This is a genomic window from Mycolicibacterium smegmatis, from assembly GCF_001457595.1.
In the GTDB taxonomy this organism is placed as follows: Bacteria; Actinomycetota; Actinomycetes; order Mycobacteriales; family Mycobacteriaceae; genus Mycobacterium; species Mycobacterium smegmatis.
Map to the genome: position 1 here is coordinate 2,394,743 of NZ_LN831039.1, position 18,186 is coordinate 2,412,928.

15 protein-coding genes are annotated in these 18,186 nt (G+C 67.1%); 9 read left to right on the plus strand and 6 right to left on the minus strand.

The annotated features are described in order from the left end of the window. Window positions 1-179 precede the first annotated feature (179 nt). Window positions 180-1,667 carry an aldehyde dehydrogenase family protein gene (locus AT701_RS11370; protein ID WP_058125841.1) on the plus strand — a complete coding sequence of 496 codons (1,488 nt, stop codon included), beginning with the start codon at window positions 180-182 and terminating at the stop codon, window positions 1,665-1,667. Here the strand turns inward: AT701_RS11370 and AT701_RS11375 are convergent. The 3 genes from AT701_RS11375 to AT701_RS11385 are packed head-to-tail and all read right to left on the minus strand — an operon-like array spanning window position 1,651 to window position 4,953. Next, a complete protein-coding gene (locus AT701_RS11375) occupies window positions 1,651-3,303 on the minus strand; it encodes a medium-chain acyl-CoA ligase Mig (protein ID WP_058125842.1) in 1,653 nt (550 codons plus the stop codon). The genes AT701_RS11370 and AT701_RS11375 overlap by 17 nt on opposite strands. Before the next feature lie 19 nt (window positions 3,304-3,322). Then, on the minus strand, window positions 3,323-3,940 hold the full coding sequence (locus AT701_RS11380) for a cysteine hydrolase family protein (RefSeq protein WP_029104261.1): 618 nt from the start codon (window positions 3,938-3,940) through the stop codon (window positions 3,323-3,325). Next, entirely contained in the window at window positions 3,937-4,953 is a 1,017-nt protein-coding gene (locus tag AT701_RS11385) for a Rieske 2Fe-2S domain-containing protein (protein WP_058127602.1), read from the minus strand. The genes AT701_RS11380 and AT701_RS11385 overlap by 4 nt, the downstream gene beginning before the upstream one ends. 231 nt (window positions 4,954-5,184) lie before the next feature. On the opposite strand from AT701_RS11385, the gene AT701_RS11390 reads away from it, so the two are divergent. Beyond that, a complete protein-coding gene (locus AT701_RS11390; protein WP_003893617.1) occupies window positions 5,185-5,631 on the plus strand; it encodes a nuclear transport factor 2 family protein in 447 nt (148 codons plus the stop codon). A 2-nt stretch (window positions 5,632-5,633) separates the two neighbouring features. On the opposite strand, the gene AT701_RS11395 is transcribed toward AT701_RS11390, so the two are convergent. Further along, window positions 5,634-6,296 (minus strand): maleylpyruvate isomerase N-terminal domain-containing protein, encoded by a 663-nt coding sequence (locus AT701_RS11395; protein ID WP_011728251.1) that lies wholly within the window; start codon window positions 6,294-6,296, stop codon window positions 5,634-5,636. A gap of 149 nt (window positions 6,297-6,445) precedes the next feature. Between AT701_RS11395 and AT701_RS11400 the strand changes: the two genes are divergently transcribed. Further along, entirely contained in the window at window positions 6,446-7,465 is a 1,020-nt protein-coding gene (locus AT701_RS11400; RefSeq protein ID WP_011728252.1) for an NAD-dependent epimerase/dehydratase family protein, read from the plus strand. Between the two features lie 83 nt (window positions 7,466-7,548). Beyond that, a complete protein-coding gene (locus AT701_RS11405) occupies window positions 7,549-8,592 on the plus strand; it encodes a TIGR03857 family LLM class F420-dependent oxidoreductase (RefSeq protein ID WP_058127603.1) in 1,044 nt (347 codons plus the stop codon). Here AT701_RS11405 and AT701_RS11410 read toward each other — a convergent pair. Next, window positions 8,589-10,742: a PAS domain S-box protein gene (locus tag AT701_RS11410; protein WP_011728254.1), complete on the minus strand. Its 2,154-nt coding sequence runs from the start codon at window positions 10,740-10,742 to the stop codon at window positions 8,589-8,591. The two genes, AT701_RS11405 and AT701_RS11410, sit on opposite strands and share 4 nt — an antisense overlap. 201 nt (window positions 10,743-10,943) lie before the next feature. Between AT701_RS11410 and AT701_RS11420 the strand changes: the two genes are divergently transcribed. The 3 genes from AT701_RS11420 (at window position 10,944) to AT701_RS11430 (ending at window position 14,200) form a co-directional block, all read left to right on the plus strand. Beyond that, window positions 10,944-11,294, plus strand: coding sequence for a response regulator (locus AT701_RS11420; RefSeq protein ID WP_003893623.1), 351 nt, complete (start codon window positions 10,944-10,946; stop codon window positions 11,292-11,294). A gap of 128 nt (window positions 11,295-11,422) precedes the next feature. Then, window positions 11,423-12,847: a rifampin monooxygenase gene (gene rox, locus AT701_RS11425; protein ID WP_058127604.1), complete on the plus strand. Its 1,425-nt coding sequence runs from the start codon at window positions 11,423-11,425 to the stop codon at window positions 12,845-12,847. Between the two features lie 306 nt (window positions 12,848-13,153). Beyond that, the gene (locus AT701_RS11430; protein ID WP_058125843.1) at window positions 13,154-14,200 is read left to right on the plus strand and encodes a cupin domain-containing protein; all 1,047 of its coding nucleotides are present in this window, start codon (window positions 13,154-13,156) and stop codon (window positions 14,198-14,200) included. 29 nt (window positions 14,201-14,229) lie between these two features. Here the strand turns inward: AT701_RS11430 and AT701_RS11435 are convergent, their stop codons facing one another. Beyond that, entirely contained in the window at window positions 14,230-15,729 is a 1,500-nt protein-coding gene (locus AT701_RS11435; protein WP_029104262.1) for an acyl-CoA carboxylase subunit beta, read from the minus strand. 157 nt (window positions 15,730-15,886) lie between these two features. On the opposite strand from AT701_RS11435, the gene AT701_RS11440 reads away from it, so the two are divergent. Both AT701_RS11440 and AT701_RS11445 read left to right on the plus strand, forming a co-directional pair. Then, the gene (locus tag AT701_RS11440; RefSeq protein WP_011728259.1) at window positions 15,887-16,939 is read left to right on the plus strand and encodes an LLM class F420-dependent oxidoreductase; all 1,053 of its coding nucleotides are present in this window, start codon (window positions 15,887-15,889) and stop codon (window positions 16,937-16,939) included. A gap of 10 nt (window positions 16,940-16,949) precedes the next feature. Further along, a complete protein-coding gene (locus tag AT701_RS11445) occupies window positions 16,950-18,185 on the plus strand; it encodes a cytochrome P450 (protein ID WP_011728260.1) in 1,236 nt (411 codons plus the stop codon). Window position 18,186: the final 1 nt, after the last annotated feature.

Sequence of the window (18,186 nt, forward strand, 5' to 3'; positions counted from 1 at the left end):
TACAGTATATGTATTGGGATAGCCCGATTTCTCGGAGTGCACCGGAGGTCGGCCTCCTCACCGGAGTTACGACAGCGGGGGTGAGTGTAAACAACTCTGTTACCGTTGGCCTCACCGGAGGAGTACGGGCCGGTCTGCGCGGTGGCCGGCGCGTCACACGCCGAGAGGGAGGCGAATCGATGAGCACGATCGACCAACGCGCGGAAAAGCATTCCCGGCAGGGCGGAGCGGCCGACGTGCTGACGGCGCAGCGCCGCTCCTTTCTCGACGACGGGCCGCCCGATATCGCGCTGCGGCGCAACCGCATCGACCGCCTGCTCGCGATGGTGCTCGACAACGCGGAGGATTTCGTCACGGCGACCGCGTCCGACTACGGGACACGGTCACGGTCGGCGGCGTTCTTCGCCGAGATCCTCGGCATGATCTCGGTGATCGAGCACACCAGATCGAACCTGCCGCGGTGGATGCGCTCGACCCGGCTCATGCGCGCGGCGCGTCTGGCCGGGTTACGCGCCGAGGTGGTGCCCTCACCGGTCGGCGTGGTCGGCGTCATCGGTCCGTGGAATTTCCCGGTCCAGTTGACGGTGCTGCCCGCAGCCGCCGCGTTCGCGGCGGGCAACCGCGTGATGATCAAGATGTCGGAGGTCACCCCACGCACGGCGGAGGCGATGGCCGATCTCGCACCGCGCTACTTCGACCAACGCGAACTCGCTGTCATCACCGGTGGCCCTGAGCTAGCCGCCGAGTTCTCCGCTCTGCCGTTCGATCACCTGTTCTTCACCGGATCACCCGCGATCGGCGCTGTGGTGGGCCGGGCGGCCGCCGCGAACCTCGTGCCGGTGACGCTCGAACTCGGCGGCAAGAACCCGGTGGTCGTCGCGCCGGGGGCCGATATCACCCGGGCCGCGACACGAATAGCCCAGGCGCGCATGGTCAACGGCGGGCAGGTGTGCGTCTGCCCCGACTACGTGTTCGTCCCGGACCGCCATGTCGACGAATTCGTCGAGGTGGCCCGCGGCACGCTGCGCCGGATGTTTCCCACCATCACCGACAATCCCGACTACTGCTCGTCGGTCAACCGGTCCAACTTCGACCGCGTCGTCGGGCTCATCGCAGACGCACGAGCTCGCGGCGCCCGGGTCGAGTCGATCGTGCCGGTCGGCGAGGTCCTTCCCGACCCGGTGACCCGCAAGATCCCGCCGACCATCATCCGCGATGTCGACGACCGGATGCGCATCAACGACGAGGAGGTCTTCGGCCCGGTGCTCGCGGTGCGCGGTTATTCGTCGCTCGCGTCCACGATCGACTACATCAACTCACGACCGTCACCCCTGGTGGCCTACTGGTTCGGTCCCGATGACGCCGACTTCCGGCATTTCGTCGACCACACGCGCAGCGGTGGCGTGGCGCGCAATGACTTTGCCGCCCACATGATCCCGTCGTCCGCGCCGTTCGGGGGAGTGGGGCGCAGCGGCATGGGCGCCTATCACGGCAAGGCCGGGTTCGACGCGTTCAGCCACCACCGCACCGTAGTCGGAACCGATCTGCCGTTCAGCATCACCGGGCGCGCGGCCCTGCCGTTCACCGGATCGATGCGGGTGAGCGCCGACCTGGCGCTGTGGCGCGCCCGCAGCCGAACCAAAAACCGGCTCAGGAAGTTTCGCTGAGCGCCTGCTCGCGGGCCCACCGATAGTCGGCCTTGCCCGCCGGGCTGCGTTCGATGGCAGGTCGGAACACGACGGCCTTCGGCAGCTTGTACCGTGCGATGGAACCGTCGGCGTGGCGGATCAACTCGTCGGCGTCGACCTGCGCGCCGTCGTCGACGGCGACCACGGCCACGACCTCCTGACCCCAGCGCTCGCTGGGCCTGCCCGCGACCACCACGTCACGCACCGCGGGATGCGACGCGATGGCCGCCTCGACCTCTTCGGCGAAGACCTTCTCGCCGCCGGAGTTGATGGTCACCGAGTCGCGGCCGAGCAGTTCGATCATGCCGCCGTCGAGTTGGCGGGCACGGTCGCCGGGGATGGCGTAACGCACGCCGTCGATGACCGGGAACGTGGCAGCGGTCTTGGCCGCGTCGCCCTTGTAGCCGAGCGGGACATACCCGCGCTGTGCGAGCCATCCGAGTCCGTCGTGTGCCTCGGGCAGCACACAGCTGAAATCCTCGGCCACCACGCAGGTGTCGGGACCGGCCTTGAACGTCCCGGTGGAGACCGCGCCGGGCGCGGACATGTGGCTCATCTGCGCACCGGTCTCCGACGAGCCGACGCCGTCGACCACGATCAGGTTGGGCTTGGAATCGATCAGCTGCTGTTTGACATGCGGGGTCAACTGCGCGCCGCCGTTGGCGATGACGGAAAGTGAAGACACATCGACGGTGCCGTTCTGGATGCCGCTGCGGATCGCGTCGAGCAGCGGGCGGGCCATCGTGTCACCCACCACGGTGGCCACCAGCACCTGCTCGCGTTCGATCGTGCGCACGACGTCCTCGGCGTCGAACCGGTCGGTCACATCGGGGAAGACCAGCGTCTGCCCGGTGGTCACCGCGGTCATCGCCGCCCACTGCGCGGCGCCGTGGATCAGGGGCGGCAGGATCATGAGCCTGGTGCCGGGGTTCTCGACGGCCCTGTCGACAATCTCGTCGACCGACGTCGCTGCCTCACCGGTCATCATGTTGCGTCCGCCGAATGCGGTCATGAAGATGTCGTGCTGGCGCCACAACACACCCTTGGGCATACCCGTGGTGCCGCCGGTGTACAGCACGTAGAGGTCATCGGGGCACGGCTGCACCGGCGGGGCGGCCGTCTCGAGATTCACGATCTGCTCGTAATCGACAGCGCCGTCGAGAAGTTCGTTGCCCGAACCGTCGGCGATCTGGATGAGCACCCGCAGCGTGGGAAGCTCGTCGCGGATCTCGGCGATGCGGGGCGCGAACGTCGCGTGGTACACCAGTGCGGTCGCCCCGGCGTCGGTCAGCAGGTAGTGCAGTTCGTTCTTGACGTAGCGGTAGTTGACGTTGAACGGTGCGACTCGCGCGCGGAACGATCCGAGCATCGACTCGACGTATTCGGGGCCGTTGTGGGCGTAGATGCCCAGCAGGTCCTGGCCCACCTCGTGGCCGGCCAGCCCGTCGCGCTCTGTGTGCACACCGAGACCCTGCGAATGCAGATACGACGCAAGCCGATTCGACCGGTCCATGACCTGGCGGTAGGTGTGACGACGTTCGCCCTGGACGATCAACGGGCGGTCGGGAATGGCGGCGGCGACGGCCTCGGCCACAGCGGGGACGGTGAACAGCACAGGGACTCCTCGGCGTCGGTCAAGGCTGCCAGATCTGCAGCAGTTGGTCGGTGGAGGTGACGGTGGCCAACAGCGACAGGGTGTTGTCGATGACGGCGTCGGCATAGTCGGTCGGCACACCCGCGACCGCGTCGCGCGGCAGCACCACGTGATAGCCCGCGTTGACCGCGTCCATCACCAGGTTGGTGATCGCCACGTTGACCGAGACCCCGACCGCGACGATCGTGGTCACGCCGAGGTTGCGCAAGACTGCGTCGAGGTCGGTACCGCCCATCGGTCCCAGGCCGTGCCATCGCGTGAGCACGAGATCCCCTGCCTCGGGCCCCAGTTCGGGCAGCAGCGCGGCACCGGGGGTGCCAGGTGCGATCGCGACGTCGTTGCGGCCGATTGCGAAGATCTTCGCGTTGCGGTTGGAGCCCAGGCCGTCCGGCCTGCGCTGGACCAGGCAGTGCACCACGTGCACAGAGGCCGCGCGGGCGGCGGGCAACAGCCGCTTGATGTTCGGTAGGGCGACACGCTGCGCCTCGTCGGCGAGTGCCCGCAGACCGGCGTCGGGACCGATGACCGCACCCTGGCACTCCTGGGTGACCACCGCGGTGCGGCCGGGTGTCACCAACTCGCGCACATCGATCCTCATCCGCGGGGCAGCGCCGTCTCGACGGGAGGTACCTCGTAGAACTGCGTGGCCCATTTGCGCATGGCCATATAGGGTTTGGCGTCGATCTTGGCGAGCGCCGGATGCTCGACGTACTTCTGGTAGCGCCAGATGTCGCAGTCCTCCCACACGGTTTTGAGGAACTGCTTCTCGACCTTGGCCCGGACGTGTTCGGGCGGGATGTCGGAGGCACCACCGGGTTCTTTGGGCCACCAGATCGAATAGAACATGTCCGACACCTCATCGTCGACGGGGGTGCACGCGAAGATCAGGCGGTGGTTGGAGGAGCCCTCGAACGCGCTCATGGAGAAACCCAACCCGGAGAAGTGGCTGTGGATGCGCAGGGCCATCTTGTTCGGGTCGTCGCTGCGGGCGTCGGGCCACCCGGTCAGGAAGCGCCACTCCTCGTCCACGTGTTCCCAGTGCAGGCACACCGGGGTGACCGTCGCGCCGTGCACGTAGCGGAAATGCGAGCTGTCCGGCCCGTTCTCGGCCACGATCTGCGGATGCACCGGGATGGCGTCGGCCCGGCTGGAGAACTCCGGGTAGGGCCGGTAGTAGGCGTTCGGGTCGGTGTTGAACTGCGGGAACTTGTGAAAGATGTCGGGCAGTTCCCACTGCGGCTCTTTGCCGTGCGGCTGGTACCACATGAAGATGCAGCCGTACTGCTCCTGAACGGGGTATGACCGCAAGCGCAGGCCCCGGTTCGGCTTGTCCGGCTGATAGGGGATGTAGGTGTTGGTGCCCTCGGGGCCCCACCGCCAGCCGTGGAACGGGCACTCGATGCACTCACCGACGACCTTGCCTCCGTGACCGATGTGCGCGCCCAGGTGCTTGCAGTGCGCCTCCAGCACGTGCAGATGCCCGGACTCGTCGCGGTAGGCCGCGAGATCCTCGCCGAAGTACTTGAGTGCCTTGACCTCACCGACCGGGTATTCCGCCGACCACCCGATCATGAACCATCCGGTGACCTTCCAGGTGAACGGCACCTTCATGATCACTGCCTCCTGCGACTCCCGGCACTTACGGAAGAAGTTACAGTAGCGATTACCGCACCGGGAAGGGTTGTGCCTTTTCACCGCGAGCAGACGCAAAGCTGTCGGTTTCTGGGCGCGAACCCGCAGGTATGCGGTCTGCTCGGTGAGGAAAGTTAGGGGTGGCGATGTTCCGTACGCGAGGAGAAGCGGGCCGTACGGTATACATTTCGGTAACCGGAAGAGGAGACCATGTCTGACGATCTCGAGGCCATCAAACGGCTCAAGGCACGGTACTGCCGACTGTTGGACACCAAGGACATCGAGGCGTGGCGCACATTGTTCGCCGACGACGTCGTCGTCACCCTGGACATGGCGGTGTCGACAGGAGGCGCCGATCCCCAGACCGCACCGCCCCTACATGGGTTCGACGAATTCCTCCCGGTGGTGTGGGGTGGCGTCGAGCATGCGGCGACGGTGCACCACTGCCACACCCCGGAGATCGACCTCACCTCCGGTACGACGGCATCGGGCATCTGGGCGATGGAGGACATGCTGTTCTTCCCCGACGGCAGCGAGTTACACGGCGCGGGCCACTACCACGAGACCTACGAAAAACGTGACAGCACATGGGTGATCACCAGCCTGCACCTGACCCGGACGCTCCTGAAGTTCAAAGCTGCCCAGCGCGACACCTGAAATCAGCTGAGAAATACCGGAACCCGCGCATCACTCGTGACAAGGTCCGCCTCTTCCGCAGGTGTCGGCGGCCGGCGTCCGGTGCCGACCAGAAGCGCGTCGGCATCAGGCCACGAGGCGGGAAGTGGTGAGCCCGCTATCGATTCCAACAGCTTTCGGGAGAAGGCCAGCCCTTCGGCCGGCGGCGGCGCCGTGTCGGGAAGGTGCGCGATCAGGTCGAGATGGTGCAGCGTCCACTCGAGCACGTAGGCGCCGAGATAGTCGCGGACCGTCAGCACCTGACCTCGAGTGCCGACCCGCGCCTCGGGGTCGGCGAGTGCGGCGGCCCGTCCGGCTGCCGAGCCGACGTCGTCGAGATGGAACTTCAGCAACGACGGGTCACCGTAGGCCGCCGCGAGCCGCACGGTCAGCGCGCTGAGTGGGTCCACCGGGTCGTCGGGGGGCAGTGCCTCGGCGACCTCCCAATAGGTCACGGCATTCCGCGTGGGCGGCGAGTCGTCGGGCGTGGCGAGGGTGATGAGGACGTCCTGAGCGTCGATGATCAGGTGGCACACCAGGTCACGGATCAGCCAGCCTGCACAGCCGGACGGCCTGTCGAACTGTTGATCGTCGAGGCCGGCGACAGCCGCACGCAGCGCCGCCCAACAACCGCCGAACCGATCCACACTCCGAACGTAGCAGCGGGTCCATGGTGTACTCCATCGTCACGCTGCCCACGCGTGCCCGGAACCGATGTTTTCACCGATTCAGCCAGTCGTACTGTAAACGCTACCGTAGCATCCGTTGCTGACCGGCCCGAGCGGATGGAGCAGCAATGGATCGTCGTCGCAAGGTGCTCGTGATGGGTGCGAGCGGCAACGTCGGCGCCTGCGTCACCCGGCAACTCGTCGAACGCGGCGACGACGTGCGTGTGCTGCTGCGCCGCAACAGCTCGACCAAGGGCATCGACGGGCTCGACGTCGAGCGCCACTACGGCGACATCTTCGACACCGGCGCGGTGGCCGCGGCGGTGGCCGACCGCGACGTGGTGTTCTACTGCGTCGTCGACACCCGCGCGCATCTTGCCGCCCCCGCGCCGTTGTTCAGGACCAACGTCGAGGGACTGCGCAACGTCCTCGAGGTCGCCGACCATGTCGACCTCCACCGCTTCGTCTTCCTCAGCACCATCGGGACCATCGCGGTGGGACGCAACGGTGAAGCCGTCGACGAGGACACCCCGTTCAACTGGGCAGGCATCGGCGGGCCCTACATCGAATCACGCCGCAAGGCAGAGGAACTGGTGTTGTCCTACGCCGCGGAACGCGGGTTCCCGGCGGTGGTGATGAACGTGTCCAACCCCTACGGGCCGCCGGACTGGCAGCCACGGCAGGGTGCGCTGGTCGCGATGGCGGCCTTCGGGAAGTTGCCCGTGTACATCCGTGGTGTCGGAGCCGAGGTGGTCGGGATCGATGACGCGGCCCGCGCGCTGATCCTCGCGGCCGAACACGGCCGGATCGGCGAACGCTACATCGTCTCGGAACGCTACATGTCCCAGCAGGAGATGCTCACGGTCGCGGCCGAGGCGGTCGGCGCGCGGCCACCCAGAATCGGAATCCCGATGGCCGCGGTGTATGCGTTCGGATCTTTGGCCGGCCTGTCGAACCGGTTGTTCCGCACGGACTTTCCGATCAATCTCACCGCGGCCCGGCTGATGTGGTGGACCTCGCCCGCCGATCACAGCAAGGCGACGCGCGAACTGGGGTGGAAGCCCGCGCCGACCGCCGACGCGATCGCCCGCGCCGCGCAGTTCTACGTCGAACGCAAGAACAACAACGAAAAGGTCATCTCGTTGTGAATTCCCGGCTGTTCAACAGCCACCGGGTCGTCGCCGGCTGCGTCACCGAATGTGGAATTGTGGTCACGAACGAGGAGTTTGACATGAGCGAACACGCACTCGATGAACTGGGCTACTACCTGCTGGCCGGCGCGGGCGGCGAGGGACCGGCCACGCTGATGGACGAGGCACGCCGCGGCGAGGAACTCGGTTTCGGCACCGCGTTCATCTCGGAACGATGGAACGTCAAGGAGGCGTCGTCGCTGGTCGGCGCGGCATGCGCGGTGACCACCCGCATGCAGATCGCCACGGCCGCAACCAACCACAACACGCGGCATCCGCTGATCACCGGATCGTGGGCGACCACCATGCACCGGCTCTCGGGCGGCCGGTTCACGCTCGGCATCGGCCGTGGCATCGCCGCGATGTACGGCGCTTTCGGGATACCGTCGGTCACCACCGCGCAGATGGAGGACTTCGCGCAGGTCATGCGCCGGCTGTGGCAGGGCGAGGTGATCTTCAACCACGACGGCCCGATCGGCAATTACCAGGTGCTCTTCCTCGACCCGGATTTCCGCGAGGACATCCGGTTGGCGATCGTCGCGTTCGGCCCGCAGACCCTCGCGCTCGGTGGGCGGGAATTCGACGACGTCATCCTGCACACCTACTTCACCCCCGAGACGCTGCAGCGTGCCGTCAAGACCGTCAAAACCGCAGCCGAGCAGGCAGGCCGCGATCCCGGCAGTGTCCGCGTGTGGTCATGTTTCGCCACGGTGGGCGATCACCTGCCAGAAGAGTTGCGCCTGAAGAAGACCGTCGCGCGGCTCGCCACCTACCTGCAGGGTTACGGTGACCTGCTGGTCAACACCAATGGCTGGGATCCCGCTGTGCTGAAACGCTTCCGCGACGACAAAGTGGTGCAGTCGATCCCGGGCGGCATCGACCACAAGGCCACCGCCGAGCAGATCGAGCACATCGCGGCCCTGATCCCTGACGAGTGGCTCGAACCGTCGGCCACCGGATCGGCGCAGCAGTGTGTCGCCCGGATCCGCAAGGAATTCGACTACGGCGCCGACGCGGTGATCATGCACGGCGCGACGCCGGACGAACTCGAGCCGATCGTCGCGGAGTACCGGGCGACCCGCTAGGCGGCGTCCAGCGGGATCCGCACCGACAGCGTGGTTCCCGCGCCGGGCGGGCTGCTGACCTCCAACCGCCCGGACAGTGCCTCGACCCGGTCCTTGAGGCCGATCAAACCCGATCCACCGCCCGAGACCGCACCGCCGATGCCGTCGTCGCTGACCGACACCGCGAGTTCGTCGCCGTCGGCCGCGGCGCGGACGGCCACCTCGGACGCCGACGCGTGCTTGGCGGCGTTGGTCAGCGCCTCCGCGACCACGTAATACGCGGCCACCTCGACGGATTCGGGCAGCCGGTGACCGACGTCGATGTCGAGGACCACGGGCACCGAGGAGCGTCGCGCCAAGGTCCGCAGCGCGGGACCGAGCCCGCCTTTCGACAGGATCGCGGGGTGGATGCCGCGCGACAGTTCCTGCAGGTCCGCGTACAACCCGGCCAAACCGTCGACCACATGCGACATCTGGTCCTGAAGCGCGGTGTTCTCGTCGGGCACCGACGCCTGCACCGCGCGCAGCTCGAGCCCGAGCGAGACGATGCGTTGCTGCGCCCCGTCGTGCAGATCCCGCTCGAAACGGCGACGCGCCTGATCGGCTGCGGCGACGATACGCGCACGCGACGCGGTGATCTCGGCGCGGGACTCGGCGTTGAAGATCGCCGTCGACACCAGATCGGCGAAGTCGCCGACGCGTTCCTCGGTGCCTGGCGGCAAAGGCTCGTCGCCTGACGTGCCGGCGATCAGCGCACCCCAGGTGTGCCCGTCGACGATGATCGGCGCTGCGACTCCGGCCCGGACGCCGAATCCTCTCAGCCGCATCGCGATTTCGCTGTCGAGCCCGGCGTAGGAATCGATGCGTGCCGGTGCTCCGGTGCGCAGGATCCGGACCGCGAGGCTGTCGCCTTCGAGCGGGACCTTGTCGCCGACCTGCAATCGCTCGACAGACTCGGTGTCCAGCGCCGCGACCACGACGGCTGTCGACTCGGACTCGTAGCGCAGCAGCGTCGAATGGCTCACGCCGATACCGACACTCAGTTCGCCGACCGCCAACGGATACACCTCGTCGGGCTTGGCGCCGCGCGCCACCTGCGTCGCCACGCGGCGCAGCGCGGTCTGCTGCGTCGCCAGCGCGCTCACCTCTTGGTGGCTCGCCTCGATCTGGCGCTGCGCCTCGCGGAGCCGATCCTGTTCGCGCCGTCGTTCAGTGACATCGCGTCCCGCTCCGAACAGCAGACCGTGATCGGAGACGACGCTCCATTGGAACCATCGCGTCTCGCCGTCGTTGCGGATACACCGGTTCTCGAACTGGACCTCACGGTGATCGGTCCGCAACTCCTCGAGGGCCAGCCTTGTGTTGTCGCGGTCGTCGGGATGCACCAGGTCCATGAACGGCCGCTGGGCCAGCTCGGTGGCGGTGAAGCCCAGGGTGCGCGTGAACGCCGGATTGACCCGCGTCAGCGTGTGGTGATCGCTGATGAACAGCGACTCCGAGGCGACATCGAAGAACCGTTCGAGTTCCTTGCGGCTGGTCTCCAGCTCCGCGGTGATGTGCTCGCGGTCCATCGCCGCGGTCAGCAGGGCCTCGATCGCGGGAACCATACGCTGCCACCGCCGCAGTGTGTTGAGGGGGAGTTGCGCGGGCACCAGCAGCGTGCCGATGCGTTCGTCACCGCTGCGCAGCGGGATCGCGTGATGGTCCCCGTCGGGTTCGAGCCGCCCCGTCGTGAGCGTCACCTCGGGGACGTCGAGCACCCGGGCCATGCGTTGTCCGGCCCGTTCCAGGGCGTGCGGCAGGTCACCGGCGCCGAGCATGAGTCGAGCCAGTTCGGCCGAGAGGTCCGCTTCGCGCCTGCGTTGCTCGGCTTCCTGGGTCTGCGATCGCGCCTGGCCTGCCAGCAGGTTGGTCAGCAGCGCGATCGGGAGGAACACGAACATCGCCGGTGCCAGGCTGTCGGCACCCTCGAGATGGATGTAGATGTAGGCGAGCGTGCTGGCCAGCGACGTCGCGACCGCCAGCGGCATGCTCCAGCCGGCCGAGACCACCAGGACGCCCATCAGGAAGATCGCGCCGAACGCATTCTCCGGGGCGACTCGTTTGAACAGGTGGACCAAGACGATCTCGGCGACGATGAAGGCGGTGGCGACAACGATGCCCCAATGCACAGGGCGCGGGGCTGGACGCACGACAAAGGCCAGCAGCCTCGCCACGAACGATGCCAGGCGGCCGTCTGCGACAGACGTGTCAGCAGTTCCGGGCACGGGCCGATGGTAGTCGGGAAACAGTCAGAATGTTCCGGCTAACGGTAGTGCCGGGCGCTGGGCGATCTGCCAAGCTCGAAGGATGTCCGGGCAGAGAGGATGCCGATGCATTGTCTGATCGTCGATGACAGCGCGCAGTTCCGCGCTGCCGCGAGTGGGATGCTCGAACGTGCGGGCATCACCGTTGACCTGGCATGCAACGGAGCCGAGGCATTGCAGTGCTACCGCACCCGCCCGCCGGACGTCACCCTCGTCGACGTCGACCTGGGACCCGAGAGCGGGTTCGACGTCGCCGAGCAGCTGCATCACAGCGAGCCGGCAGGTATCCCCGTCATCATGATCTCGACGCACAGCGAGCTGGACCTCGCCGAGATGATCGCCGACAGCTCGGCCGTCGGCTTCCTGCCCAAGTTCGCGCTGTCCCCGGCGGCCATCAAGGAACTGCTCGACACGTGATGGCCATGCTCTGGATTTCCCTGCCCCTTTCACCATAACGCCGACCCCGGGGCTTGCGGCAAGGCCAGGTGGCTGATGCAGAATCGCTGGCCGCACATGGATCCCGCGTCGCGGGAAAGGGGATTTCGGTGAAAGACGTGGTCATTGTCGGTGGTGGGCCGACCGGCGCGATGCTCGCAGGCGAGTTGCGTCTCTACGAGGTCGACGTGATGGTGCTCGACAAGGATATCGAGCCCACAAAAGTGGTGCGGTCGTTGGGATTACATGCCAGAAGCATCGAAATCATGGACCAGCGTGGACTTTTGGACCGCTTCCTGGAAGTCGGACGTCGGCATCCCGTGGGTGGGTACTTCGCGGGGATCACGAAGGCGCCGCCGCGGACGCTCGACACGGCGCACCCGTACGTGCTGGGCATACCGCAGCCCGTCACCGACCGCATCCTGGTCGAACACGCGGTCGCGAGCGGTGCGGTACTGCGACGGGGCTGTGAGGCGGTCGGCCTCGCGCAGGACGACGACGGCGTCAGCGTGACGCTGGCCGACGGTACGCAGGTGCGTGCCAGGTACGTCGTGGGGTGCGACGGTGGCCGCAGCACGGTGCGCAAGCTCATGGGTGTCGGATTTCCCGGTGAACCCAGCCGCGTCGACACCCTGATCGGTGAGATGCAGGTGGGTGTGACGCCGGAACAGGTCACCGCCGTGGTCGCCGAGGTCCGCAAGATGCAGTTGCGCTTTGGTGCGGGCCCCCTGGGCGACGGTCTCTATCGCGTCATGGTGCCCGCCGCGGAGGTGGTCGAAGACCGTTCGGCAACACCGACTCTCGACGAGTTCAGGCAGCAGCTGCGGGCCACCGCCGGTACCGATCTGGGTGTGCACTCGCCGCGCTGGCTGTCACGCTTCGGCGACGGCACGCGGCTGGCCGACCGGTACCGCACCGGGCGTGTGCTGCTGGCCGGCGACGCGGCACACGTGCATCCGCCGGTCGGCGGGCAGGGGCTCAACCTCGGTGTGCAGGACGCGTTCAACCTCGGCTGGAAGCTGGCGGCCTCGATCAACGGATGGGCGCCGGACGGGCTGCTGGACAGCTATGAGGCGGAGCGTCACCCGGTCGCCGCGGCTGTGCTGGACAACACCCGCGCACAGATGGAACTGCTGTCTCCCGAACCCGGCCCGCAGGCCGTACGTCGACTGTTGGCACAGCTCATGGCGTTCGAAGAGGTGAACCGGTACCTGACCGAGATGATCACCGCGACCGGGATTCGCTACGACTTCGGCGCCGAGGACGACCTCGTGGGCAGACGGCTGCGGGATATCCGGTTGCGGCGTGGACGCCTCTACGAGCTCACGCGGACCGGGCGGGGATTGCTGCTCGACCAGACCGGGCGGCTCTCGGCGGCGGGGTGGTCCGACCGCGTCGACCATGTGGTCGACGTCAGCGACGAACTCGATGTCCCCGCCGTGCTGTTACGCCCGGACGGGCACATCGCGTGGGTGGGCGACGAGCAGGGGGATCTCGAGGGGTGCCTCGTGCGGTGGTTCGGCGTGCCGGCGTAGAGCGGAGAGCGCCCTAGGCCCGGAGCGCGCCGTAAATCGTCGAGCTCAAAGAGCACAATGCGCACAGTCGGCGGGTGCGAGCGTGCGTGACGTGCTGAGGATTTGCGGTGTGTCGAGAGGCAGACCCGCACGCTCGCGGTGCTGAGGTGGGGCGGGGTGCTGAGGTGGGGTGCTCCGGGGGTGGGGGCTAACGGGAATCGAGGTATCCCGCCAGCGTGAGGGGTGAATGGCGGTCAGCATTGACGACGCGAGAGGGCCGATCGGCGAGGCTTCTTGGCAACACGCTTCACGCAGAGGAGACCCCGCATGACCACGTCCCTGAGCCACAGCATCCATGCCACGTCGCTGCTCGACAGTGAACTCGTCGAAGAGAACGACCTGGGTTCGATCCGCCGCGTCACCGCCGACAACTTCCCGATCCTGCGGGGGCTGTCCATCAAACGCCTCGTGATCAATCCGGGCGCCATGCGCACACCGCACTGGCACGCCAACGCCAACGAACTCACCTACTGCGTGTCGGGCAGCGCCCTGGTGTCGGTGCTCGACACCGCCAGCCGGTTCTCCACGTTCACCGTCAGCGCGGGCGAGATGTTTCACGTCGACTCCGGATCGCTGCACCACATCGAGAACATCGGCACCGAACCGGCCGAGTTCATCATCACGTTCCGCAACGAACGCCCCGAGGATTTCGGCCTCGGTGCGGCTTTCGGTGCGATGACCGACGCAGTGCTCGGCAACACCTACGACCTCGACGCCTCGGATTTCGCCGCGCTGCGTCGCGACACCACCGACCGCGCCCTCGCCGCGCGCCGCGGCGACCCTGTCATCCCGCAGGCGGCCCACTTCGGTGACCCGCACAAGTTCGGGGTGGAGGCCATGACACCTCCGGTGGCCTCGGCCGTCGGGTCGGCCCGCACCGCACGTGTGCAGTTCTGGCCCGCGCTCAAAGACCTCTCGATGTACTCGCTGCGCGTGCGTGAGGACGGCATGCGCGAGCCGCACTGGCATCCCGTGACCGCCGAGATGGGTTATGTGCAAAGCGGTTCGGCGCGGATGACCGTGATGGACCCGGACGGCACCCTCGACACGTGGGAGTTGCAGCGCGGCGACGTGTACTTCATCCCGCGCGCCTACCCGCACCACATCGAGGTTGTGCACGCACCCGATTTGCACTTCCTGATCTTCTTCGACCAGCCCACCCCCGCCGACGTGGGATACCGCACCTCGGTGAGCGCCTACTCGCGCGAGGTGCTCGCCGCCACGTTCGACACCCACATCGACGATCTGCCCGATTTCCCGCTCACCACGGCCGACCCGCTCATCGTCGGCCGGCGCAACCCGCTGGACCGCTGAGCGGCAACGGTTTTTCGGATCGCGCCGCCTCACGGCATGATCATGGTGCGGGAGACCGGCTCGGCCGGGGCCTGCCTGCTGTAGAGGCCCTGGTGCAGTGCCACCAGCAGCGCGTTGCGGGTCTCCTCGGGTGCGATCAACTCGTCGAACCCGAGGTGACCCGCGGACCGGTAGGACGCCTCCAGCTCCATCGTCTTGAGCACCTCGGCAACGTCCTCACCGGCGTGCGCGGCGCGGCTGAGCGCGGCGGCGCCCATCGCGCCCATGGTCGCGCCGGGATAGGCGAACGTCGCGACCTGATCGTCGAAGCCCAACAGCGACATCACCATCGAGCCGAAGCCGAACGCCTTGCGCAGCGTGACGTGCATCTTCAGCGTCGTCGCCGCGGTCTGCGCGGCGAACATCCGCGCCCCGCTGCGCAGTACACCGGCCCGCTCCGAACGGCTGCCCGGCAGCATGCCCGGGTTGTCGGCGAGGAACACGATGGGCAAATGGAACGAATCGGCGACGGTGATGAAATGTGCTGCCTTGTCGGCCGCGTCGGCGTCGATGGACCCGGCGAGCACCTGCGGCTGATTGGCGACCACCGCCACCGGGTGGCCGCCCAGATGTGCGAGTGCGCAGATGATGGCGCGGCCGAACTTGGGCTGCACCTCGAACCAGTCGGTGCGGTCGAACACCACGTCGAGCACCTTGCGCATGTCGTAGATGCGCCGGTTGTCCCGCGAGACGATGTCGAGCAGTTCCGGTGTGGCCCGCGGTTCGACCGATTCGTCGATCTCGGCGGCCGGGGGATAGGACCACGCGCTCGCCGGGAAATACGACAGATACCGGCGGATGTCGTCGAGCACGGCTTCGTCGCTGTCGGCGAGATTGTGGATCACACCGCTCGCAAGTGCCACGTCCGGACCGCCGAGGTCCTCCTTCGAGATCTCCTCTCCGATGGACTCTTTCACCACGGGCGGGCCCGCGGTGAAGATCGCGCCGTGCGGGCTCATGATGGTGAAGTCACACACCGGGGCGACCAGCGCGCCGTGCCCGGCCGAGGCACCCATGATCGCCGAGACCGTGGGGACCTTGCCCGAACACCGGGCCTGGGCAAGCAGATCGGTGGGCGTGCGGCCGTAGTGTTCGCCCGCCGCGGCGCGGAAGCCGGCGCCCTCCAGCAGCATCACCAGCGGAATCTTGCTGCGCAGTGCCAGTTCCGCGAGCCGGTAGCGCTTGGCGTTGCCGCCGGGGCCGATGCTGCCCGCGTAGGTGGTGAAGTCTTCGGCGCCGACCATCACCGGGGTGCCGTTGACCAGGCCGGTGCCGGTCACGATGCCGTCGGAGGGGATGTCGCCGCCGACCAGGGTGCCGAACTCCTGGAAGGTGCCGGGGTCGAGCAGGTGGCCGATGCGGGCCCGGGCATCGAGCTTGCCCTTGGCGTGGTGCTTGGCCAGCCGTTCGGGACCGCCCATGCCGTAGGAGTTCTGGCGCCTGCGGTCGAGGTCCTCCAGGGACTCCTTCCACTCAGGAGCATGCGTCATGTCGGTCTCCCTCTCGAACCTGCGGTCGCCGTGCAGCCTATCGCCGTTGACCATACTGAATTGCTTACTGTAGCGTCGATGAGGTGGCTGGGTGGCGCATGATCGCGAGTTTCGGCAAAGGCTTTTCCGGTGCCCACAGCAGGGGCACGCGCAGGCCGTGACCGACGCGCAGAACCCCGGCGTCAAGGTCGACCGTGGGATTTCGAGCCGTCTGTCCGACGTGGCGCAGACCGCTCGTGATCTGGAAACCGCAGGCTGTGACGGATGCTGGACCGGCGAGATCAACCATGATCCGTTCCTGCCGCTCGCGCTCGCTGCCGAGCACACGCGGCGTATCCAGATCGGCACCAGCATCGCTGTGGCGTTCGCACGCAACCCGATGACCGTCGCGCACCTCGGCTGGGATCTGCAGGCCTACTCGGGCGGGCGTTTCATCCTCGGGCTCGGCACGCAGATCCGGCCCCACATCGAGAAGCGGTTCAGCATGCCGTGGAGCCATCCTGTGCGCCGTATGCGCGAGTACATCGCAGCGTTGCAAGCGATCTGGACCTGCTGGCGCGACGGGACAAGTCTGCGCTTCGAGGGCGAGTTCTACACCCACAAGATCATGACGCCCATGTTCACCCCGGAACCGTCGCCTGCGCCGTTTCCCAAGGTCTTCGTCGCGGCCGTAGGAGAGCGCATGACCGAGATGTGCGGTGAGGCCGCCGACGGTCTGCTCGCGCACGCCTTCACCACACGCCGCTACCTCGACGAGGTGACCCTCCCGGCACTGCAGCGCGGCATGGACCGTACCGGCCGCAGCCGCAACGACTTCGAGGTGTCCTGCCCGGTGTTCCTGGTCACCGGTTCCGATGAGCACCAGATGGCTGAGGCCGCCGTCGCCACCCGCAAACAACTGGCGTTCTACGGTTCCACGCCGGCGTACCGCAAGGTGCTCGAACTCCACGGCTGGGGTGATCTGCACACCGAGTTGCACCGGCTGTCGCTGGCCGGCGAGTGGGACACGATGGGCACGCTCATCGACGACGACGTGCTCGACGCGTTCGCCGTCGTGGCGCCGCTGGACGAACTCGCCGACGCCCTGCGCCGCCGCTGCGAAGGCGCGATCGACCGGGTGCTGCCCGGCTTCCCCGCGGCCGTTCCGCCTGCCACCGTCAACGCCGTACTCGACGAATTCCGTGACCGCCCGCCTGTGACCCGCCTGTGAGGAGTGCGCCATGACCGCCAGGACGATCGATGACGCCGCCAAGGTTTTCGCGATGCCGTCGGCCTACACCGACGAGGCGAAATTCCATGAGGCACTGACCCATCTGCGGGTGAACGCGCCGGTGTCCTGGGTGGACGTACCGCCGTACAGACCGTTCTGGGCCATCACCAGGTACGCCGACATCATGGCGATCGAACGTGCGAACGACCTGTTCACCAACTCACCGCGGCCGGTTCTGATGACGGCCGAGGAGGACGAACAGCAGGCTGCCGTGGGTATCAGCACGTTGATCCACATGGACGATCCGCAACACCGCGTCATCCGCGCCATCGGTGCGGACTGGTTCCGCCCCAAGGCCATGCGCGCGTTGAAGATCCGCGTCGACGAACTCGCGAAGATCCACGTCGACAAGATGGTGGCGGCCGGCGGTGAATGTGATTTCGTCCAGGAGATCACGGTCAACTATCCGCTGTACGTGATCATGTCGCTGCTCGGGATCCCCGAGGCCGACTTCCCGCTGATGCTCAAACTCACCCAGGAACTGTTCGGCAACAAAGACGACGAGTACCAGCGCAGCGCCGACGAGGGTGACTCGATGGCCGCGCTGCTGGAGATGTTCCAGTACTTCACCGAACTCACGGCGTCGCGACGTGCGAATCCCACCGACGACCTTGCGTCGGCGATCGCCAACGCCACGGTGAACGGCGAGCCGCTCAACGACATCGAGACCGTGTCCTACTACGCGATCGTCGCCGCAGCCGGGCACGACACCACCAGCGCGACGATCTCGGGCGGCATGCTGGCGCTGCTCGAACACCCCGATCAGCTCGAGCGGTTGCGCAACGACCCGTCGTTGATGGGCACCGCCACCGAGGAGATGATCCGCTGGGTGACCCCGGTGAAGGCGTTCATGCGCACCGCGGCCACCGACACCGTGGTGCGCGACGTGCCTATCGCCGCAGGCGAATCCTTGTTGCTGGCATACCCGTCGGGCAACCGCGACGAGGAGGTCTTCACCGACCCCTTCCGGTTCGATGTGGGCCGCGACCCCAACAAGCACGTCGCGTTCGGGTACGGCGTGCACTTCTGCCTGGGAGCGGCGTTGGCGCGTATGGAGATCAACAGTTTCTTCGCTGAGCTGATCCCACGGCTGGAATCGATCGAGCTGACCGGGTCACCGCGGCACACCGCCACGACGTTCGTCGGCGGGCTCAAACACCTGCCGGTGCGTTACGCGTTGCGCTGAG